Source organism: Enterobacter sp. LU1 (genome assembly GCF_008271405.2).
Taxonomy (GTDB): Bacteria; Pseudomonadota; Gammaproteobacteria; order Enterobacterales; family Enterobacteriaceae; genus Enterobacter; species Enterobacter hormaechei_C.
Window position 1 is genome coordinate 1,911,608 of record NZ_CP043438.2, and the last position, 19,673, is coordinate 1,931,280.

Consider the following 19,673-nt stretch of genomic DNA (forward strand, 5'->3'; position numbering starts at 1 on the left):
TTTAAACATTAACCGCAGCGATCAACCGCGTCTTCATGGTCTGGTATGCGGAAGCCGCAAAATCCTCCGCCCAGCGCTGGTCCTCGATCGCCTCCAGCTGCACGGCGCAATATTTCGTTTCCGGCGTTCTGGAGATCGGGTCGAGATTATCCTGCGTCAGCTCATTACAGGCGCCAATCCACCACTGGTAGGTCATATAGATTGCTCCCGCATTGATGCGCTCGCTGATGCTGGCGCGCGTGATCACTTTACCCCGGCGTGAACGTACCCAGACCAGCTGGCCCTCGGCAATCCCCCGTTCATCCGCATCGGCCGGGTTCATTTGCACCCGGCCCGGCTCGTCGGCCAGGCTTTGCAGCGCCGCGCAGTTCCCGGTCATTGAGCGACAGGAGTAGTGACCCACTTCGCGCACCGTGCACAGTACCAGCGGGTAATCCGCATCCGGTGTCTCCGCCGGGGCGCGCCAGGGGGCGGCAAATAGCTGTCCTTTGCCAGTAGGGGTGTCGAACTGATTATCCTTGTACAGGTAGGGGGTGCCGGGATGATCGAGGGATGGGCAAGGCCACTGCACATGGCCCATCTCGCCCATTTTTTCGTAGGTCACGCCGTAGAAGAGGGGGCACAGCTCGCGCATTTCGTCCCAGATCTGCTGGTTATCCTCGTAATGCATGGGATAGCCCATCTCCGTGGCCAGCAGGCTGATGATCTCCCAGTCGCGCTTCACGTTGCCGCTGGCCTCAATGGCTTTGCCGAAACGCTGGAAGCCGCGATCGGCACAGGTGAACACGCCGGCGTGTTCTCCCCATGAGGTGGCAGGGAGCAGCACGTCAGCCACCTCTGCCGTTTTGGTCATAAAGATGTCCTGAACCACCACAAAATCGAGCGCCTCAAAGCCGCGGCGGACTAGACCCAGATCGGCTTCTGTCTGAAGCGGATCTTCCCCCATGATGTAATACGCTTTGATCTTTCCTTCCAGCGCGAGATGCGGCACTTCGGTGATACGCGTCCCGACGCGATCGTCCATCCGGTTGACATTGATTTTCCACGCATCGGCAAATTTCAGTCTGACCGCCGGGTCAGTGACGTCCTGGTAGCCGGGGAACATATTGGGCAGAACGCCCATATCGCAGGCACCCTGAACGTTATTTTGCCCGCGAACCGGACCCACGCCGACGGCAGGGCGGCCCAGGTTGCCGGTCAGCAGCGCCAGGCTGGAGAGACCTTTCACCACATCGACCGCCTGACCAAACTGCGTGACGCCCATCCCCCACATCACCGTTGCTGAAGGCGCCGCTGCGAACATGCGCATTGCCTGACGAACATCCCGCGCGCGGATCCCCGTCAGATGTTCAACCTGCTCGGGTGCGTAATCTTTTACCGTCAGCCGGTACACCTCAAGCCCTTCGGTAAAGCGGGCAACGTAGTTTTTGTCGTACAGTTCCTCTTCCAGCAGGACATAGCCAAAGGCATTGACCAGCGCCATGTTACTGCCATTTTTTAGCTGAAGATGAAGATCGGCAATGCGTGCCGTTTCAATATGACGCGGATCGCAGACGATGATTTTAGCGCCATTTTCACGTGCTTTAAGCACGCGTCGGGCGACGATGGGGTGAGAGTCGGCGCAGTTATAGCCGAATACCAGCAGGCATTTTGAGTTTTCAATATCGTTAATGGAATTGCTCATGGCGCCGTTGCCGAGGGTCTCCTGTAAACCGGCAACGGACGGACCGTGACAGACGCGGGCGCAGCAGTCGACGTTGTTAGTATTCAGCACCGCTCGGGCAAATTTTTGCATCACATAGTTGGTCTCATTGCCCGTTCCCCGTGAGGAACCCGTGGTCATAATGGACCGAGGGCCATACTGTTCTTTGATGCTTTTAAGCCTGTGAGCGGTATAGCGAATGGCCTCTTCCCAGGTAACAGGGGTAAAGGCCTCGCCTTTGCTGTAGCGGATCATGGGCTGCTTCAGACGGGGGGTAAGCAGCCGTGTGTCGTTAAGAAAGTCCCAGCCGTAGAAACCTTTCAGGCAAAGCGTGCCCTGATTGGTTACGCCATCAGCGGCTTCGGCACGGATAATGCGGTTATTTTTTACGACGAGGTTTAGTTTGCAGCCTGCACCGCAGTAGGGGCAGACGCTGGCGATTTTTTTCATCAATAACAGACCTGTTAAGAAATGAAGCAATGTTTACTGGAAAGCCCAGTCCCTTAGCGGACTAAGCAGGATCCATGCCACATTCAGCGTTCTTGATTAACAGGGCGTTTGTGGAGAGAGGGTGTGTCATCGTCAGTATGTTCGTCACAATTGACGATGACACGCTATCCGTAGGGATGGGGGAGGCGTTAAAGATCGTCCATGGTGTAACCGACGACAATTTCCAGCGTCTTGCGGATCACATCCGCCTTAACGACATCGTCGGTGGATTCCAGCGCCTGGATTAGCCAGAGAATGATCGCTTTGTTGGTCAAATGACCTTCGGAAGCGAGAACACAACGAACCGCAGTCGAAAAAATGGCAGACTCTTCAGCAAAGCGATCGCCTGCGTGACGGAAATACTCCGACAACGCGCTATCTAAAAAGGCCGAGTGGTATTCGGGTTGAAGCTGAATATTTTGTCTCATTTGTTTTCACCGTAGCTGTAAAGTTGTAGTCAATGTATCTTTTTAGGATCGGACGGTTTTCCATTTCCAAATAACGGCACTACATTGTCTCGGTTATTTTTGAGAGATCCCTCTCTCTGTATTCGTCCTTGTGCGGTTCTGCGACCTTTAAAAGCGAGCGTACCAGAGCTGATTTCAGCTATCACTCGCGCTAATGTCTCCCGCCGCTGGGGATCCGTTTCATATGCTTGCATGTTACGCAGACGCTGAACCAATCCCTCGGTCGTCACGGGACCGCGCTCCTTCAAAAGTGAAAGAGCGGCTTCTCCAATAAGCTGGTCGATCAGTCTGTCTGCATCACTGCTGTTCATGACATTAACGTTCGAAGAGCAGGCCAAGAAGCATGTGATAATGATGTTCCTCTTCCGGGCCATTGGCCTTTTCAAGGCGACTCAACAGTTTTGTGCAGAGCGATTTGCGATTCAGATTTCGCCCGTCGCTGAGAATTTCAACAACAACCTGACCCAATGTTTCCTGTTGGGTTGGAAGCGCGGCTTTTTCGAAATACTGCGCAATCGCTGTTGCCGAGTCTGCGAGGTGTCCGTTCTGCTGCATGTTTCGCTCCTGTAAATTTTCGTAATCAGTAACGTTACATTTAAGGTATACATAATTTTCAAATCTGTACATTTAAAATGTACAATTTTTTAAAGATTTTATAATATATTTTATAAAATCATTATTTATCAAGTGCTTATTCTTATACGATTTACTGCGGGATTCACAAGATATATTGTACAATCCGAAGCGGCGTTGCAGAGTTGTACAAGCCCGTAAATGACGCAAAAAAGCCGTGTAAATCGTTGAGATGTAAATTATTTGTTGGGCAATTAATGTGCTATAACAGAGTTCTCCCCACGTGTTTTCGTGGTCACCCCCTCAATCTTCAGGATTAGCATGCTCACAACCATCATTTACCGCAGTCATATCTGCGAGGACGTTCCAGTTAAAGCGCTGGAAGACATGGTCGCTGCTGCAAATTGTAGAAATCGCCAGTTCGATGTTACGGGGATTTTGCTGTTTAACGGCACACACTTTTTTCAGTTACTTGAAGGGCCCGCTGATAACGTTAAGGAGATCTATGAGCTCATCTGCCGTGACCCACGGCATCACAACGTGGTCGAATTGTTAAGCGATCACGGGCCTTCAAGACGTTTTGGCAACGTGGGTATGGAGCTCTTTGACCTTCGTCAGTACGATACCGACGAAGTGCTGCAACAGGTTCTTGATAAAGGCACAACCCGCTATCAGCTGACCTATAACGATCGCGCCCTGCAATTTTTCCGCACCTTCGTTGAGGCCACTGAAAAAGCCAACTACTTTGAGCTGCCTCCGGCTGACGCCTGGGAGTTTGTCACCGAAAACACGCCGTTATCCTCCCAGCCGACAGTAGTGGCAAAGGGCGCGGACTGTAGTTTCGCATTTCAACCTATCGTCGATCCGTTTATGCAGCAGGTGGTTTCCTGGGAAGCCCTGATCCGCACGCCGTCCGGTGAGTCTCCGGAAAGCTATTTTGCCAACCTGTCGCGTGAGGCGCTGTACGAATCGGATCTGAAGAGTAAGCAGGTGGCTTTGTCGATGGCCAGCGCGCTGGGCCTACAGACTCAAACGTTGTCCATCAATCTGCTGCCGATGACGCTGGTCAATGTTCCTGGCGCCGTCGATTTTTTACTGACGGCAATTGAGGCGAACGGTTTTGTGCCGGAGCAAATTGTGGTCGAGTTCACCGAGAGCGAGGCGATCTCGCGCTTTGAAGAGTTCACCAGCGCGGTCAGACAGCTTAAAAGCGCCGGGATCAGCGTGGCCATCGATCACTTTGGCGCGGGATTCGCCGGTCTGCAACTGCTGGCCCAGTTCCAGCCGGACAGAATCAAGATCAACCGTGATTTGATTGCCAACGTGCACAAGAGCGGCCCGCGTCAGGCGATCATTCAGTCAATTATTAAATGCTGCGCGTCCCTGGAAATTCTGTTCTGTGCGGTAGGCGTAGAGTTGGCTGAAGAGTGGATGTGGCTGGAATCAGCCGGGATTTCTCAGTTCCAGGGGCACCTTTTCGCCAGCCCGCGCCTGGGGGGCATACCGGCGATTGCCTGGCCCGAGAAAAAGTACGATTTATAAAAACCTGTACGTAACTCTTAAAAGTGACCTGTACGTACGGCTAAATTTATACAACAATACATTAACGAGTGAGTGGTTCGTTGAGCCATTCACTTGTCTCAGAACGAGGAGTTAGTTATACAAATGATTTGTACAATCTGATAAGGTTGGTTTGGTTAGGTATGGAAGTATTGTGCGTGAGGGAGTTAATGGCCTATTACAGTATCGGCGAAGTGGCCGAACGATGCGGTATCAACCCCGTTACGCTGCGTGCCTGGCAGCGCCGTTATGGATTGTTGAAGCCGCAGCGAAGCGAAGGGGGTCATCGTCAGTTTGACGATGAAGATATCCTGCGTATCGAAGAGATCAAACGCCTGATGAAAACGGGTGTTTCGGTCGGTAAAGTAAAAGCGCTTCTTGAAAATACAGAAGTAATGACTCAGGGGAACTGGGCATCTTTTCAGGAAGAGATGTTAACCGTTCTGCGCTATGCCAATCCGGCAAAACTGCGCGCCAAAATCGGCGAGTTCCGCCGTGACCATGCGATGGATGTTCTGATAGATAACATCATCACCCCTGTGCGGCAGCGAATGAACCAGGACCAGAATACGGTGCGCCACATGGCGAGCCTGCTGGACGGTGTCCTGATTGAGTTTGCCGTTGCAAGCCTGGGTGAGTCGCGAAAAAAAGCAGGTAAGGATGCGCTGCTGATTGGGTGGGAGTGCGACGACCGTACGCATTTGTGGCTGGAAGCGGCCCGTCTTGCCTACAAAGGCTGGCATATCGACGTGCTGGCTGAGCCGATTGATTCTCCACGTCCTGAACTCTTCCCCGGGCAAAAAATCTTCGTCTGGACCGGTAAAGCGCCTACGCCTCGTCAACAGGAGCAGCTCGACCACTGGCGTGAACAGGGTTTCGCCGTTTCGTTCCATCACTGATGTTAAGGGGTCCGTCAGGGCCTTTTTGTCTTTTCGAGTCAGCTTTTTTATTGGAAGATAGCTATCTCAAAAATAGGTATTTCCAATACAATTTTTATCATTGCCCGTCATCTTACCGACTTTCTTATGAAATGCATTATTTATCAATGCATTGAACAAATCTAACCATCCCATCCGCATCCCGTCACAGGGTCTATGCTTAATGAAAGAAGCCAAAAAGGGCGGTTTAGCCCAAAGCCCCTGCTCGTAGGGGGTTGAAGTGATAATCGTTATCACTAACATGGTGTTATGCCCTGGTGGCTTATCAGATGAGGTGGACCTATGGAACTGCATTCAGAAACCTTCAATCCGGCCGATTTTGCCTGGCGTGGCTTAACGCTGACGCCCGCGGCGGCGGCGCATATTCATGAGCTGGTGGCAAAAAATCCCGACATCCTCGGCGTACGCTTAGGCGTTAAGCAGACTGGCTGCGCGGGATTTGGCTACGTGCTGGACACCGTAACCGAACCTCAAAAGGACGATCTGGTCTTTGAAACCGACGGTGCAAAGTTATACGTCGCGCTACAGGCGATGCCGTTTATCGATGGAACCGAAGTCGACTACGTTCGGGAAGGTTTAAACCAGTTATTCAAATTTCATAACCCGAAAGCCCAGAACGAATGCGGCTGCGGCGAAAGCTTTGGGGTATAGGCGGTACTATGTCTCGTAATACTGAAGCAACGAGTGATGTAAACACCTGGAGCGGCGGACACCTCAACTATAAAGAGGGTTTCTTCACGCAGCTGCAAACCGATGAGCTGGCGAAAGGCATCAACGAAGAGGTCGTGCGCGCCATTTCGGCGAAACGTAACGAGCCGGAGTGGATGCTGGAGTTTCGCCTGAGCGCATTCCGCGCGTGGCTGGAGATGGAAGAACCCCACTGGCTGAAAGCGCATTACGATAAGCTGAACTATCAGGATTATAGCTACTACTCTGCGCCCTCCTGCGGCAGCTGTGATGACACCTGCGCCTCGCAACCCGGCGCGGTTCAGCAAACCGGCGCGGAGAACAGTTTCCTGAGCAAAGAAGTTGAAGAAGCGTTTAATCAGCTCGGCGTGCCCGTGCGCGAAGGCAAAGAGGTGGCGGTAGATGCCATTTTTGACTCCGTCTCGGTGGCAACCACCTACCGTGAAAAACTGGCGGAGCAGGGGATCATTTTCTGTTCCTTTGGTGAAGCCATTCACGATCACCCCGAGCTGGTGAAAAAGTATATTGGTACCGTGGTGCCGAGTAACGATAACTTCTTCGCGGCACTGAATGCGGCGGTGGCGTCAGACGGTACTTTTATCTACGTGCCGAAAGGCGTGCGCTGCCCGATGGAGCTCTCGACCTATTTCCGCATCAACGCGGAAAAAACCGGCCAGTTTGAACGCACCATCCTGGTGGCCGATGAAGGCAGCTACGTTAGCTACATCGAAGGGTGCTCCGCTCCTGTGCGTGACAGCTACCAGCTGCACGCGGCGGTGGTGGAGGTGATCATCCATAAAGATGCGGAAGTGAAGTACTCTACGGTACAGAACTGGTTCCCGGGCGACGGCAACACCGGTGGTATTCTGAACTTCGTCACCAAACGCGCGCTGTGCGAAGGCGAAAACAGCAAAATGTCCTGGACGCAGTCAGAAACCGGCTCCGCCATTACCTGGAAATACCCGAGCTGTATTCTGCGCGGCGACAACTCCATCGGTGAGTTTTACTCCGTGGCGCTGACCAGCGGTCATCAGCAGGCCGATACCGGCACCAAGATGATCCACATCGGTAAAAACACCAAATCGACCATCATCTCCAAAGGGATCTCTGCCGGTCACAGCCAGAACAGCTATCGCGGGCTGGTGAAAATCATGCCGACGGCAACCAACGCGCGTAACTTCACCCAGTGTGACTCCATGCTGATTGGCGAGGACTGCGGGGCGCATACCTTCCCGTATGTCGAATGCCGCAATAACAGCGCCCAGCTTGAGCATGAGGCAACTACGTCACGTATTGGTGAAGATCAGCTTTTCTACTGCCTGCAACGCGGGATCAGTGAAGAAGATGCGATTTCAATGATCGTTAACGGCTTCTGTAAGGACGTGTTCTCTGAACTGCCGCTGGAATTTGCCGTTGAAGCCCAGAAACTCCTCGCCATTAGTCTTGAACACAGCGTCGGTTAAGGAAAGCACATGTTAAGCATTAAAGATTTACAGGTTAGCGTGGAAGAGAAAGAGATCCTGCGTGGCCTCAATTTTGACGTCAAACCGGGTGAAGTTCACGCCATCATGGGGCCAAACGGCTCCGGGAAAAGTACGCTTTCAGCGACGCTGGCAGGACGCGAAGATTATGAAGTTACCAGCGGCTCCGTTGAGTTTAACGGCAAAGATCTGCTGGAGATGTCGCCGGAAGAGCGTGCCGGCGAGGGCATCTTTATGGCCTTCCAGTATCCGGTGGAAATTCCGGGCGTCAGCAACCAGTTCTTCCTGCAAACCGCGCTGAACGCGGTGCGCAAGTATCGCGGCCTTGAGGCGCTGGATCGCTTTGACTTCCAGGATCTGATGGAAGAAAAGATTAAGCTGCTGAAAATGCCGGAAGATCTGTTGACCCGCTCGGTAAACGTGGGTTTCTCCGGCGGTGAGAAGAAACGTAACGATATTCTGCAAATGGCGGTTCTGGAACCGGCGCTGTGCATTCTCGATGAGACCGATTCAGGGCTGGATATCGATGCCCTGAAGATCGTTGCCGACGGGGTGAACTCCCTGCGTGACGGCAACCGCTCATTTATCATCGTGACTCACTATCAGCGAATTCTGGATTACATCAAACCGGACTATGTCCACGTGCTTTACCAGGGACGCATTGTGAAATCCGGTGACTTTACGCTGGTTAAACAACTGGAGGAGCAGGGTTATGGCTGGCTTACCGAACAGCAGTAATGCACTTCAGCAGTGGCACCGGCTGTTTGAAGCGCAGGGTGGAGCGCGCTCTGAACAGGCTCAGCACCATCTCCAGCAGATGCTGCGTCTCGGTTTACCGACGCGTAAACATGAGAACTGGAAATATACCCCGCTGGATGGCCTGCTGAACGGCGAGTTTGTCACCCGTCTGGCGCAGGTCAGCCCCGATCAGCGCGACATGCTGGCGCTGAGCGTGGATGCCGTGCGTCTGGTGTTTGTCGACGGTCTGTTCCGTGCGGAGCTGAGCGACAGCGTGCAGGAGAGCGGGTTCGATATCGTCATTAACGATGAACGTCAGTCGCTGAACGCGCCCGTTCAGCCTGAAGTCTTCCTGCACCTGACAGAGAGCCTGTCGCAATCTGTCACCCATATTCGCGTTAAGCGTAACCAGCGCCCGGCGAAACCGCTGCTGCTGATGCATATCACCCAGGGCGTTGAGGGTGATGAGATTAACACCGCCCACTATCGCCACCATCTTGAGCTGGCAGAAGGGGCGGAGGCGACGGTGATCGAGCATTACGTCAGCCTTAACGACACCCGTCATTTTACCGGTTCGCGTCTGACGATGAACGTGGCGGCCAATGCCCAGCTGCACCACATCAAGCTGGCGTTTGAGAATCCGCTCAGTCACCACTTCGCCCACAACGATATTCTGCTGGGCCAGGATGCCGCGGCGTACAGCCACAGCTTCCTGCTTGGCGGCGCGGTGCTGCGCCACAATACCAGCACCCAGCTGAACGGTGAAAACACTACGCTGCGTATTAACAGCCTGGCGATGCCGGTGAAGTCAGAAGTGTGCGACACGCGCACCTGGCTTGAGCATAACAAAGGCTACTGCAACAGCCGTCAGCTGCACAAAACCATCGTCAGCGACAAAGGACGTGCGGTGTTTAACGGCCTGATCAACGTGGCGCAGCACGCCATCAAAACTGACGGGCAGATGACCAACAACAACCTCTTGCTGGGACGTCTGGCAGAGGTGGACACCAAACCACAGCTGGAAATCTATGCGGACGACGTGAAATGCAGCCACGGCGCGACGGTCGGGCGTATTGACGATGAGCAGATGTTCTACCTGCGCTCGCGCGGGATAGACCAGCAGGCCGCGCAAAAGATGATTATTTACGCCTTTGCGGCTGAGCTGACGGAAGCGCTGCCCGATGGCGGACTTAAACAGCAGGTGCTGGCCCGTATCGGTCAGCGTCTGCCTGGAGGCGAAGCATGACATTTCCCGTAGAGAAAGTCCGGGCAGATTTTCCGGTACTGACCCGTGAAGTGAACGGTCTGCCGCTGGCCTATCTCGACAGTGCGGCCAGCGCGCAAAAACCAAATCAGGTGGTGGATGCGGAAGCCGAGTTTTACCGCCACGGTTATGCGGCGGTACATCGCGGGATCCACACCCTGAGCGCCGAGGCGACCCAGCGCATGGAAAACGTGCGCACTCAGGTTGCGGCCTTCCTCAACGCGCGTTCGCCGGAAGAGCTGGTATTCGTGCGCGGCACCACCGAAGGGATCAACCTGGTGGCTAACAGCTGGGGCAATGCGCAGGTGCACGCGGGGGATAACATCATCATCACCCAGATGGAGCACCATGCCAACATCGTGCCCTGGCAGATGCTCTGTGAGCGTGTGGGGGCGCAACTGCGGGTGATCCCCCTGAATGAAGACGGCACGCTCCAGCTGGAAAAGCTGGACGCCCTGCTGGACGACAGAACGCGGCTGGTGGCGGTGACCCACGTTTCAAACGTGCTGGGGACGGAAAATCCGGTGGCGCTGATCGTCGACAAAGCCCATCAGGTTGGTGCGAAAGTGTTGATTGATGGCGCCCAGGCGGTGATGCACCATGCGGTTGACGTTCAGGCTCTGGACTGCGATTTCTACGTCTTCTCCGGGCACAAGCTGTATGGCCCGACGGGCATCGGCGTGTTGTATGTGAAAGAGGACATTCTCCAGGCCATGCCGCCGTGGGAAGGGGGCGGGTCAATGATCGCCACCGTCAGCCTGACGGACGGCACAACCTACGCCCGTGCGCCCTGGCGCTTCGAGGCGGGTACGCCCAACACGGGCGGGATCATCGGGCTGGGCGCGGCCATTAGCTACGTCTCTGAAACGGGGCTGGCGGCGATTCAGGAGTACGAACAGCAGCTGATGCATTATGCCTTGCAGGAGCTGGCCAGCGTCCCGGAACTGACCTTATATGGCCCTGCTGACCGTCTGGGTGTGATAGCCTTCAACCTCGGCAAGCATCACGCCTATGATGTGGGCAGTTTCCTTGATAATTACGGCGTCGCCGTGCGTACCGGGCATCACTGCGCGATGCCGCTGATGGCGTATTATCAGGTACCGGCCATGTGCCGCGCATCGCTGGTGATGTACAACACAACGGAAGAGGTCGACAGACTGGTGGCGGGACTAAAACGTATTCACCAGCTGCTTGGCTAACGGAGAGGCGAGAGATGGCAGATTTGCCGGACAGAGATAAATTGCTGCGCAACTTTGGGCGTTGCGCAAACTGGGAAGAGAAATACCTTTATATCATCGAGCTGGGTCAGCGCCTGCCGCCGCTCAGCGAAGAGGCGCATAACCCGGACAACATCATTCAGGGCTGCCAGAGCCAGGTCTGGATCCTGATGCAGCAGACGGACGAAGGCGTAATTCAATTACAGGGTGACAGCGATGCCGCCATTGTGAAGGGGCTTATTGCCGTCGTATTTATTCTTTATCATCAGATGTCGGCGCAGGATATTGTCGCCTTTGACGTTCGCCCGTGGTTTGAAAAAATGGCCTTAACCCAACACCTCACCCCGTCCCGATCCCAGGGGCTGGAAGCGATGATCCGCGCCATACGCGCCAAAGCCGCAATCCTTAGCTAAACTGACAGAACAGCATTCATTCTGTTTCGCGGGGTGGTTTCCACCTCGCTGGTTTTTCAGCTTTCTGACGTTTGGTCAGTGAATAAGGAATCTCAGCATGAAGCGCGCGTCTCTAATAACTCTATTACTCCTTGGTTCGCTCAGTGCTGTTAATTCAGCCAGGGCGGTTGATTATCCTTTACCGCCCGCAGGCAGCCGCCTGATTGGGCAAAACCAGACATACACCATTCAGGAAGGTGACAATAAACTTCAGTCTATCGCTCGTCGCTTTAATACCGCCGCACAGCTCATCCTTGAAACCAATAATACCATTGCACCGGTGAACCCTGCGCCAGGAACGGTCATTACGATCCCTTCCCAGATGCTACTGCCAGACACCGAGCGCGAGGGCATTGTGGTGAATCTGGCGGAGCTGCGTCTTTACTTCTATCCGCCAGGCGAAAATATCGTGCAGGTCTATCCGCTGGGTATTGGTCAGCTTGGGCTGGAAACACCGGTCAGCACCACCCGTGTGAGTCAGAAAATCCCTAACCCTACCTGGACCCCCACAGCGGGCATCAGAGCGCGCTCACTGGCCCAGGGCATTAAACTGCCGCCTGTGGTACCCGCAGGGCCAAATAACCCGCTGGGGCGCTTTGCGCTGCGTCTGGGCATCGGGAATGGGGAATATCTTATTCACGGCACCAGCGCGCCGGACAGCGTAGGGCTGCGGGTCAGCTCGGGCTGTATGCGAATGAACGCGCCGGATATCAAAGCGTTGTTTGAGCAAGTGCGCGTCGGCACGCGGGTGCAGATCATCAATGAGCCGGTGAAGTTCTCCGTCGAGCCGGACGGCAAACGTTATATCGAAGTGCACAGGCCGCTGGCGCAGGCTGAGGGCGAAAACCCACAGACGGTGCCGTTCACGCACTCGGCGGCGTTTACCGCCTTTGCAGCGGAGTCAGGTAGCGATAAAACGCAAATCGACAAGGCCCTGGCGCGCAGAGCGGGGATCCCGGTTGCCGTGTCAGCAGGCAGTGGTTCTTCAGCCAGCAATTCTGTCCTGTCGGTACAGAACAGTCGTGTCTCAGCGGCGGTGGCGGAAGGCGAGGGAGAGAAAGCGCTTCAGTAGAGGTTTGACGAAGGCAAAAAAAATGGCGCACAATGTGCGCCATTTTATTAACAGGTACTATTACTTACGGTATTTAGTAGCCTGGTTGTCCAGACGCTGGTTAGCGCGAGCTGCGTCGTCTTTAGCAGCCTGAACGTCGGAACGCATTGCGTTCACGTCGTTGCTCAGCTGGTCAACTTTAGCGTTCAGAGTCTGAACGTCAGAAGACAGCTGATCGATTTTAGCGTTGCTGGAGCAACCTGCCAGCAGAGTAGAACCCAGGATTACCGCGCCCAGTACCAGTTTAGTACGATTCATTATTAATACCCTCTAGATTGAGTTAATCTCCATGTAGCGTTACAAGTATTACACAAAGTTTTTTGGGTTGAGAATATTTTTTTGATGGGATTACACCTATTTTTGATCGTTCGCTCAAAGAAGCAACGAAATCGGCAATTTTGACGAAAAAGCTATGTTAAAAAAGGCATTTTTCATCGGATTCATCTTAGATAAATCGCGATTAAATAGAAAAACCCGATTTGCTTTTTGAATAGTTCTGGTTAAAGGCGGGAATAAAAAAAGCGCCCCGAAGGACGCTTTTTAACAAAACAATAATTTGTTCGTGAAATATTACAGCACGTGGACAGATGCCGTGTTGGTGGTGCCGCTTGGAACCAGCGCGCCAGAAACCATAACCACCACGTCGCCTTTCTGGGCCAGGCCACAATCAACCAGTTCCAGCGCCACTTCTTTACCCAGACGATAGAAATCATCGGTAGAGGCAATCTCTTTCACCAGGTGTGGGATCACGCCTTTGCTCAGCACCAGCTGACGCGCGGTGGTTTCGTTGGTGGTCAGCGCCAGAATGGTCGCATCCGGGAAGTATTTACGCACGGCACGCGCAGATTTACCGCCCTGGGTCGCCACGACAATCAGTGGGGCTTCCAGTTTTTCGGCGGTTTCTACCGCACCACGGCACACGGCTTCGGTGATGCGCAGTTTACGGCTGTCGTTGTTGTAATCCAGACGGCTTTTCATCACGCGGTCGGTACGCTCACAGATGGTCGCCATGATGCCGACCGCTTCCAGAGGGTATTTCCCTTTTGCAGATTCGCCAGACAGCATAACGGCATCGGTACCGTCGAGGATGGCGTTTGCTACGTCGCCTGCTTCAGCGCGGGTAGGGCGTGGGTTTTTGATCATGGAGTCCAGCATCTGCGTTGCGGTGATAACCACTTTACGCGCGCGAACACATTTCTCGATCATCATCTTCTGCGCGAAGATCACTTCTTCAACCGGGATTTCAACGCCCAGGTCGCCACGCGCTACCATGATACCGTCAGACGCTTCGAGGATTTCGTCGAAGTTGTTCAGGCCTTCCTGGTTTTCGATCTTGGAGATGATCTGAATGTTCTCGCCGCCGTGCGCTTTCAGGTGCTCACGGATCTCAACCACGTCAGAACGTTTACGGATAAAGGAGGCAGCAACGAAGTCCACGCCTTGTTCGCAGCCGAAGATCAGGTCTTGTTTGTCTTTTTCAGCCAGCGCTGGCAGCGCAATGGACACACCCGGCAGGTTAACGCCTTTGTTTTCGCCCAGATCGCCGTTGTTCAGCACTTTACAGATAACCTTGTTACCTTCGATCGCGGTCACTTCCATGCCGATCAGGCCGTCATCCACCAGCACGGTGTTGCCAACGGACAGATCGCTGGTGAAGCCTTCGTAGGTCACGGCAACGATTTCGTTATTACCTACAACGGATTTGTCGGTGGTGAAGGTGAAGGTCTGGCCCGCCTTCAGGGAAACGTCGTTACCGCCTTCCAGTTTGATGGTGCGGATTTCAGGACCTTTGGTGTCGAGCAGGATTGCCGCTTTTTTCCCGGTCTTGCTCATCACGTTGCGCAAGTTCTGAATACGCTGACCGTGTTCAGCATAGTCGCCGTGGGAGAAGTTCAGACGCATCACGTTCATGCCGGCATCCAGCATTTTGCTCAGCATCTCTTCGGATTCGGTTTTCGGGCCGATAGTACAAACAATTTTCGTCTTTTTCATGACAGTCTTAGTCTTTAAGTTGGGAAGGATATGGAAATCTCGCTCCGGGGGCGCACCGCCGCGGAGTCAAACCTGTGTTGCGAAAGAGTATATGACACGCACTAAGAATAGGTGACATCAAATGAGCGTGCAGAAGAAAGTGTGCCTGAGTGCCAGCCCAACGAAGGAGAGGAGAAGTTGTACGTTGTTTTTTGTATTCCAAGCGCTGAAACCATTCACCAGGGATTTGGCGCGCATTATACGCTGATTTACAGTAAAAAGGAAAATGGAAACAGCGTTTCAAAACAATCTGTGCAGATTCACATAAGTTTGTTATCAAGGCGTTAAGGCCTAATGTCATCTTATGACGGCAGGCGCAACGCCCGCCGTTTTTTGCTCACTTTTCCAGCGCCTGCTGAAGGTCGGCAATCAGATCCTTCGCATCCTCAATCCCCACCGACAGGCGGATAAGCTGCGGCACAATGCCGTTTGCAAGACGCTGCGCCAGTGGTATGGAGGCGTGGGTCATGCTGTAGGGCTGGCTCACCAGACTCTCCACACCGCCCAGACTTTCCGCCATGGTAAAGAGCGTAAGATGACGGATCACCTCTGTCGCGCGTTGCGCATCGCCTTTAATCACAACGGAGATCATGCCGCCCGGCAGCGCCATTTGTCTGCGGGCCAGCGCATACTGGGGATGTGACGCCAGCCCGGGATAGAACACGCTGTCTACCTGCGGATGCTGCTCCAGCCATTGCGCAATCGCCAGCGCGTTGGCGCTGTGTTTCTCAACGCGCAGTGAGAGGGTGCGAATCCCCCGCAGCGTCAGGAAACTGCTGAACGGATCCAGAACGCCGCCAACCGCGTTTTGCAGATAGCCCAGACGCTCCGCGAGATCCTTATTTGCCCCGACAACAGCCAGCCCGGCAACCACGTCTGAATGACCGTTGAGATATTTAGTGGCGGAGTGGACCACTATATCGAACCCCGCCTCCAGCGGCCGGTGAATGACCGGGGAGGCGAAGGTATTATCCGCCACGCTGATCGCATTATGGCGCCGGGCAATGTCCGCGATGGCCTCCAGGTCGGCCAGTTTCAGCAGCGGGTTCGTTGGCGTTTCCACCCAGATCATGCGGGTGTCCGGGCGAATGGCGGCCTCAAGCCCGGCTACATCGTCCGGCTTAACCCAGCTCACCTGTAACCCGCTGCTGCGCTTGCGCACGTTTTCGATCAGGCGATACGTACCGCCATACACGTCGTCAATGGCGACGATATGGCTGTCTTTATCCAGCAGTTCGAGCACGGTGGAAATGGCTGCCAGCCCTGACGCGAAAGCGTACCCGCGCGTGCCGCCTTCCAGTTCGGCGATGGCGGTCTCCAGCGCGTGGCGGGTTGGATTGCCGCTCCGGGAGTATTCGTAGCCGGTATGTTCACCCGGTGCCGGTTGCGCAAACGTCGACGTGGCGTAAATTGGCGGCATCACGGCGCCGTGCGGGTCGTGATACTCACCGCTGTGAACGCTGAGGGTGGCCAGGTTTTTCATCTTTTGCTCCTTTTATTTCGTCAGGCGGTTACGCCAGGCGGTGAGTACGTCACTGCGTGTGATCAGACCCAGAAAGCGATCTGCGTCATAAATAATCGCCACCAGGCCACGGTCAAAGATGGCGTACAGGGCGCTCTCCGGGGCCTGCTTATCCAGATATTCGACCTGACGCGTCATGGCTGCCGTCACGGGGAGTGAGAAGCGATCGGCATCTCCCCCGATGTGTCGCAGCAGGTCCCACTCGTCGATGATGCCGACGACCTTGTCGTTATCGAGCACCGGCAGCTGGGAGATGTCGTACAGGCGCATGCGGGCCAGCACGGTGGAAAGCGTGTCGTCCGGGGCGGCAGTCACCGTCGCGCCTTCATCGTGGCGCAGGGCAATATAGTCCGAGAGATCGCCTGCCTGCGGACGCGAAATCAGCCCCTGCTGGCGCATCCAGTCGTCGTTGAACATCTTCGAGAGGTATTTATTGCCGCTGTCGCAGGCGAAGGTGACCACACGTTTTGGCGTAGTCTGCGCCTGGCAATATTTCAGCGCCGCCGCCAGCAGCGTGCCGGTGGAGGAGCCTGCCAGGATCCCTTCCGTTTTTAGCAGATCGCGGGCGGTGGTGAACGCCTCGCGATCGGTAATGCGCCAGGCGCGGTTAACCCCTTCGATGTGCGCCAGCGGAGGGATAAAGTCTTCGCCAATCCCTTCAACCAGCCACGATCCGGCATCGTGATGGCGTCCGTTTTCAACCTGGTCCGCCAGCACCGACCCGGCCGGATCGGCAAGCACAAATTCCGTCTGCGGCGAATGTTCTGCAAACCACGCCTGTAAGCCGCCCAGCGTACCGCCGGACCCCACGCCGACGACGATGGCATCGATCTGGCCGTCAAGCTGTTCAAACAGTTCCGGTGCGGTAGTGGTGCGGTGCGCCAGCGGATTGGCCGCGTTATTGAACTGATCAATATAAAACGCGCCTGGCAGTTCGTTCGCCAGCCGCCGGGCATAATCCTGGTAGTAGGCCGGATGCCCTTTATTCACATCTGAACGGGTCAGCACGACCTGCGCCCCTAACGCGCGCAGGTGGAAAATCTTCTCGCGGCTCATTTTGTCCGGCACCACCAGGATCAGCGAGTAGCCCTTCTGCGCCGCAATCAACGCCAGCCCCAGGCCGGTGTTCCCCGCCGTGGCTTCAATAATGGTGCCGCCGGGCCGTAGCTGGCCCGTACGCTCGGCTTCATTAATCATCGACAGCGCGACGCGGTCTTTAATCGAGCCGCCGGGATTCTGGTTTTCCAGCTTCAGAAACAGCGAGCAGGGGCCGGTGTCCAGCTTGTGCAGCTGGATGAGCGGCGTACGGCCAATCAGTTCGGTGACGGAGTGGTAAAGCGTCATGGTCATGTCCTGTGAAGAGGTGATGACCGGATGATAGAACCATGAAATTTTCTCAATAAAGAACCTTTCACTGAGTTTTAGAACGGAAAGGAATAATCCTTGTGTTTTCAGATGGAAAGACAGCAAGACGTAAAGTTGTCCGGATGTGAGGATGGCTATATCCGCATAAAGTGCTGCAAAATTAGCCGATTTCGTCGGGTGAGTAAGACCTGATATGCAAATGGCAGATAATTATTGCTGATATTCATCTAAATGCTTTTCACCCGCCAGTTCGCTGCTTATTCCTGAGCATTATAAGAAATTCTTTTTTGGTCATTTAAAAGCTGATAACGGCTGTTTACTATCTTTTGGACATCCATACTGCTAAACCGCTATATGCGAAACGGATAACGAATAAGAATGATTGTACTCAGCAATATTTCGAAGGTTTTTGACAACGGGAAACAGGCGCTGACAGCCGTAGATAACGTCAACCTGACGATAGAGCAGGGACAGATTTACGGGATCATCGGTTACAGCGGGGCCGGGAAAAGTACGCTGATCCGTCTGCTGAACGGTCTGGAAAAGCCCAGCGCCGGCAGCGTCACCATTAACGGTCAGGATATCTCCGCCGCGAAGGGAGAAGCGCTGCGTCAGGCACGCCTGAAAATCAGCATGGTGTTCCAGCACTTTAACCTGCTCTGGTCGCGCACGGTGAAGGAAAATATCGCCTTTTCAATGCAAATTGCCGGTGTGCCAAAAGCGCAAATTCAGGCTCGCGTTGCCGAGCTGGTGGAGCTGGTCGGCCTGAAGGGGCGCGAGAATGCCTACCCATCCCAGCTGAGCGGCGGGCAAAAACAACGTGTGGGCATTGCCCGCGCGCTGGCCAATCATCCGGACGTACTGCTGTGTGACGAAGCCACCTCGGCGCTGGATCCGCAGACCACCGATCAGATCCTCGATCTGCTCCTGGACATTAACCGTCGCTTTAACCTGACCATCGTACTCATTACGCATGAGATGCACGTGGTGCGCAAAATCTGCGACCGCGTGGCGGTGATGGAAAACGGCAAGGTGGTGGAAGAGGGGGACGTGCTGAGCGTGTTTACGCATCCGCAGCAGCCGATCACCCGGCAGTTTGTCCGCCAGGTGAGCCAGTACGCGGAGGAAGAGACCTTCAATACCGAACTGGCAAACGATCTGGAAGGCACGGTGATCAGGCTGACCTTCACCGGGCACAGCACGCACAGGCCGATCGTCGGTGAACTGACCCTGCGCTACGGCCTGCCGTTTAACATCCTGCACGGCAAAATGACGCAAACCGCCCACGGTGTTTTCGGGCAGCTCTGGGTGCACGTGGTGGCATCGGACGAACAACTGAACAATATCCTCGCCGACCTGAAGCAAAGCGATATTGAAGGCGAGGTAATCAAGCATGGCTGAAGAACTCTTTCCGCACCTGAAGTGGGATCAGCTTTGGGCTGCAACCCAGGAGACGCTTTACATGACCGCGCTTTCCGGCGTGGCGACGTTTGTCCTGGGGATCGCGCTCGGTCTGGCGCTGTTTTTAACCGCCCGCGGCGGGTTATTCCACAACCGCACGGTCTACAGCGTGATGTCGATTGTGGTGAACGTGTTCCGCTCGATTCCGTTCATCATTCTCATCGTTCTGCTGATCCCGTTCACCAAGACCGTTGTGGGGACCATTCTCGGCGCTAACGCTGCGCTGCCCGCCCTGATTGTGGGCGCGGCGCCGTTCTACGCCCGTCTGGTCGAGATTGCCTTGCGAGAAGTAGACAAAGGAGTCATTGAGGCCACGCGTTCGATGGGCGCGCGGCTGAGCACGTTAGTGTTTCGGGTTTTATTGCCGGAATCTTCACCCGCACTGGTTTCAGGTATGACGGTGACGCTGATTGCGCTGGTGAGCTACAGCGCAATGGCAGGGGTGATAGGTGCCGGCGGTTTGGGAAATCTGGCTTATCTGGAAGGATTCCAGCGCAACCATGGTGACGTCACGCTGGTGGCAACGGTGACCATTCTGATCATCGTGTTCATTATCCAGTTCTGCGGCGATGCCATTACTTCACTGTTAGATAAACGCTAATAAATACACACAGG

General features: G+C 54.7%; 19 protein-coding genes. 11 read left to right on the forward strand and 8 right to left on the reverse strand.

What is annotated here, in order from left to right; translation table 11 throughout:
- Position 1: 1 nt before the first annotated feature.
- From fdhF to ycgZ, 4 genes are all read right to left on the reverse strand, one after another.
- Positions 2-2,152 (reverse strand): formate dehydrogenase subunit alpha, encoded by a 2,151-nt coding sequence (fdhF, locus tag FZF21_RS09185; protein WP_149120974.1) that lies wholly within the window; start codon positions 2,150-2,152, stop codon positions 2-4.
- A 188-nt stretch (positions 2,153-2,340) separates the two neighbouring features.
- On the reverse strand, positions 2,341-2,619 hold the full coding sequence (locus FZF21_RS09190) for a biofilm/acid-resistance regulator YmgB/AriR (protein ID WP_032653318.1): 279 nt from the start codon (positions 2,617-2,619) through the stop codon (positions 2,341-2,343).
- Positions 2,620-2,648: 29 nt separating this feature from the next.
- The gene (locus tag FZF21_RS09195) at positions 2,649-2,969 is read right to left on the reverse strand and encodes a hypothetical protein (RefSeq protein WP_045892962.1); all 321 of its coding nucleotides are present in this window, start codon (positions 2,967-2,969) and stop codon (positions 2,649-2,651) included.
- 4 nt (positions 2,970-2,973) lie between these two features.
- Positions 2,974-3,213, reverse strand: a complete 240-nt coding sequence (gene ycgZ, locus FZF21_RS09200; RefSeq protein WP_017384632.1) for a regulatory protein YcgZ — start codon at positions 3,211-3,213, stop codon at positions 2,974-2,976.
- A 339-nt stretch (positions 3,214-3,552) separates the two neighbouring features.
- Here ycgZ and FZF21_RS09205 point away from each other — a divergent pair, with 339 nt between their 5' ends.
- The 9 genes from FZF21_RS09205 to FZF21_RS09245 all read left to right on the forward strand — a co-directional run bounded on the left by FZF21_RS09205 (position 3,553) and on the right by FZF21_RS09245 (position 12,640).
- Complete coding sequence (locus FZF21_RS09205) at positions 3,553-4,773, forward strand: diguanylate phosphodiesterase (protein WP_015570710.1); 1,221 nt, start codon at positions 3,553-3,555, stop codon at positions 4,771-4,773.
- Between the two features lie 188 nt (positions 4,774-4,961).
- Positions 4,962-5,690, forward strand: a complete 729-nt coding sequence (locus tag FZF21_RS09210; protein WP_017384631.1) for a MerR family transcriptional regulator — start codon at positions 4,962-4,964, stop codon at positions 5,688-5,690.
- Between the two features lie 321 nt (positions 5,691-6,011).
- Entirely contained in the window at positions 6,012-6,380 is a 369-nt protein-coding gene (gene sufA, locus FZF21_RS09215; RefSeq protein ID WP_017384628.1) for a Fe-S cluster assembly scaffold SufA, read from the forward strand.
- Between the two features lie 8 nt (positions 6,381-6,388).
- Positions 6,389-7,879: a Fe-S cluster assembly protein SufB gene (gene sufB, locus FZF21_RS09220; protein ID WP_047737624.1), complete on the forward strand. Its 1,491-nt coding sequence runs from the start codon at positions 6,389-6,391 to the stop codon at positions 7,877-7,879.
- A 9-nt stretch (positions 7,880-7,888) separates the two neighbouring features.
- Positions 7,889-8,635 (forward strand): Fe-S cluster assembly ATPase SufC, encoded by a 747-nt coding sequence (sufC, locus tag FZF21_RS09225; protein ID WP_003857736.1) that lies wholly within the window; start codon positions 7,889-7,891, stop codon positions 8,633-8,635.
- Positions 8,610-9,881, forward strand: coding sequence for a Fe-S cluster assembly protein SufD (sufD, locus tag FZF21_RS09230; protein ID WP_015570707.1), 1,272 nt, complete (start codon positions 8,610-8,612; stop codon positions 9,879-9,881). Before sufC ends, sufD begins: the two co-directional genes overlap by 26 nt.
- Positions 9,878-11,098, forward strand: a complete 1,221-nt coding sequence (gene sufS / locus FZF21_RS09235; RefSeq protein ID WP_017693567.1) for a cysteine desulfurase SufS — start codon at positions 9,878-9,880, stop codon at positions 11,096-11,098. The genes sufD and sufS overlap by 4 nt, the downstream gene beginning before the upstream one ends.
- Positions 11,099-11,112: 14 nt before the next feature.
- A complete protein-coding gene (sufE, locus tag FZF21_RS09240; protein WP_015570705.1) occupies positions 11,113-11,529 on the forward strand; it encodes a cysteine desulfuration protein SufE in 417 nt (138 codons plus the stop codon).
- 97 nt (positions 11,530-11,626) lie between these two features.
- On the forward strand, positions 11,627-12,640 hold the full coding sequence (locus FZF21_RS09245; RefSeq protein WP_045347433.1) for a L,D-transpeptidase family protein: 1,014 nt from the start codon (positions 11,627-11,629) through the stop codon (positions 12,638-12,640).
- A gap of 60 nt (positions 12,641-12,700) precedes the next feature.
- Here the strand turns inward: FZF21_RS09245 and lpp are convergent, their stop codons facing one another.
- The 4 genes from lpp to FZF21_RS09265 form a co-directional block, all read right to left on the reverse strand.
- A complete protein-coding gene (gene lpp, locus FZF21_RS09250; protein ID WP_001082307.1) occupies positions 12,701-12,937 on the reverse strand; it encodes a murein lipoprotein Lpp in 237 nt (78 codons plus the stop codon).
- 312 nt (positions 12,938-13,249) lie between these two features.
- Positions 13,250-14,671 (reverse strand): pyruvate kinase PykF, encoded by a 1,422-nt coding sequence (pykF, locus tag FZF21_RS09255; RefSeq protein WP_015570703.1) that lies wholly within the window; start codon positions 14,669-14,671, stop codon positions 13,250-13,252.
- A 376-nt stretch (positions 14,672-15,047) separates the two neighbouring features.
- The gene (locus tag FZF21_RS09260) at positions 15,048-16,193 is read right to left on the reverse strand and encodes a PLP-dependent aspartate aminotransferase family protein (RefSeq protein ID WP_149120972.1); all 1,146 of its coding nucleotides are present in this window, start codon (positions 16,191-16,193) and stop codon (positions 15,048-15,050) included.
- Positions 16,194-16,205: 12 nt separating this feature from the next.
- Complete coding sequence (locus tag FZF21_RS09265; RefSeq protein WP_047737619.1) at positions 16,206-17,576, reverse strand: cystathionine beta-synthase; 1,371 nt, start codon at positions 17,574-17,576, stop codon at positions 16,206-16,208.
- Between the two features lie 399 nt (positions 17,577-17,975).
- On the opposite strand from FZF21_RS09265, the gene FZF21_RS09270 reads away from it, so the two are divergent.
- Positions 17,976-18,998, forward strand: coding sequence for an ATP-binding cassette domain-containing protein (locus tag FZF21_RS09270; protein ID WP_017384622.1), 1,023 nt, complete (start codon positions 17,976-17,978; stop codon positions 18,996-18,998).
- A complete protein-coding gene (locus FZF21_RS09275; RefSeq protein WP_017384621.1) occupies positions 18,991-19,659 on the forward strand; it encodes a methionine ABC transporter permease in 669 nt (222 codons plus the stop codon). The genes FZF21_RS09270 and FZF21_RS09275 overlap by 8 nt, the downstream gene beginning before the upstream one ends.
- Positions 19,660-19,673 lie beyond the last annotated feature (14 nt).

Excerpts from the sequence above, each read along its gene's own strand:
- fdhF (WP_149120974.1), bottom strand. The coding sequence starts at position 2,152 with ATGAAAAAAATCGCCAGCGTCTGCCCCTACTGCGGTGCAGGCTGCAAA.
- FZF21_RS09190 (WP_032653318.1), bottom strand. The coding sequence starts at position 2,619 with ATGAGACAAAATATTCAGCTTCAACCCGAATACCACTCGGCCTTTTTA.
- FZF21_RS09195 (WP_045892962.1), bottom strand. The coding sequence starts at position 2,969 with ATGAACAGCAGTGATGCAGACAGACTGATCGACCAGCTTATTGGAGAA.
- ycgZ (WP_017384632.1), bottom strand. The coding sequence starts at position 3,213 with ATGCAGCAGAACGGACACCTCGCAGACTCGGCAACAGCGATTGCGCAG.
- FZF21_RS09205 (WP_015570710.1), top strand. The coding sequence starts at position 3,553 with ATGCTCACAACCATCATTTACCGCAGTCATATCTGCGAGGACGTTCCA.
- FZF21_RS09210 (WP_017384631.1), top strand. The coding sequence starts at position 4,962 with ATGGCCTATTACAGTATCGGCGAAGTGGCCGAACGATGCGGTATCAAC.
- sufA (WP_017384628.1), top strand. The coding sequence starts at position 6,012 with ATGGAACTGCATTCAGAAACCTTCAATCCGGCCGATTTTGCCTGGCGT.
- sufB (WP_047737624.1), top strand. The coding sequence starts at position 6,389 with ATGTCTCGTAATACTGAAGCAACGAGTGATGTAAACACCTGGAGCGGC.
- sufC (WP_003857736.1), top strand. The coding sequence starts at position 7,889 with ATGTTAAGCATTAAAGATTTACAGGTTAGCGTGGAAGAGAAAGAGATC.
- sufD (WP_015570707.1), top strand. The coding sequence starts at position 8,610 with ATGGCTGGCTTACCGAACAGCAGTAATGCACTTCAGCAGTGGCACCGG.
- sufS (WP_017693567.1), top strand. The coding sequence starts at position 9,878 with ATGACATTTCCCGTAGAGAAAGTCCGGGCAGATTTTCCGGTACTGACC.
- sufE (WP_015570705.1), top strand. The coding sequence starts at position 11,113 with ATGGCAGATTTGCCGGACAGAGATAAATTGCTGCGCAACTTTGGGCGT.
- FZF21_RS09245 (WP_045347433.1), top strand. The coding sequence starts at position 11,627 with ATGAAGCGCGCGTCTCTAATAACTCTATTACTCCTTGGTTCGCTCAGT.
- lpp (WP_001082307.1), bottom strand. The coding sequence starts at position 12,937 with ATGAATCGTACTAAACTGGTACTGGGCGCGGTAATCCTGGGTTCTACT.
- pykF (WP_015570703.1), bottom strand. The coding sequence starts at position 14,671 with ATGAAAAAGACGAAAATTGTTTGTACTATCGGCCCGAAAACCGAATCC.
- FZF21_RS09260 (WP_149120972.1), bottom strand. The coding sequence starts at position 16,193 with ATGAAAAACCTGGCCACCCTCAGCGTTCACAGCGGTGAGTATCACGAC.
- FZF21_RS09265 (WP_047737619.1), bottom strand. The coding sequence starts at position 17,576 with ATGACGCTTTACCACTCCGTCACCGAACTGATTGGCCGTACGCCGCTC.
- FZF21_RS09270 (WP_017384622.1), top strand. The coding sequence starts at position 17,976 with ATGATTGTACTCAGCAATATTTCGAAGGTTTTTGACAACGGGAAACAG.
- FZF21_RS09275 (WP_017384621.1), top strand. The coding sequence starts at position 18,991 with ATGGCTGAAGAACTCTTTCCGCACCTGAAGTGGGATCAGCTTTGGGCT.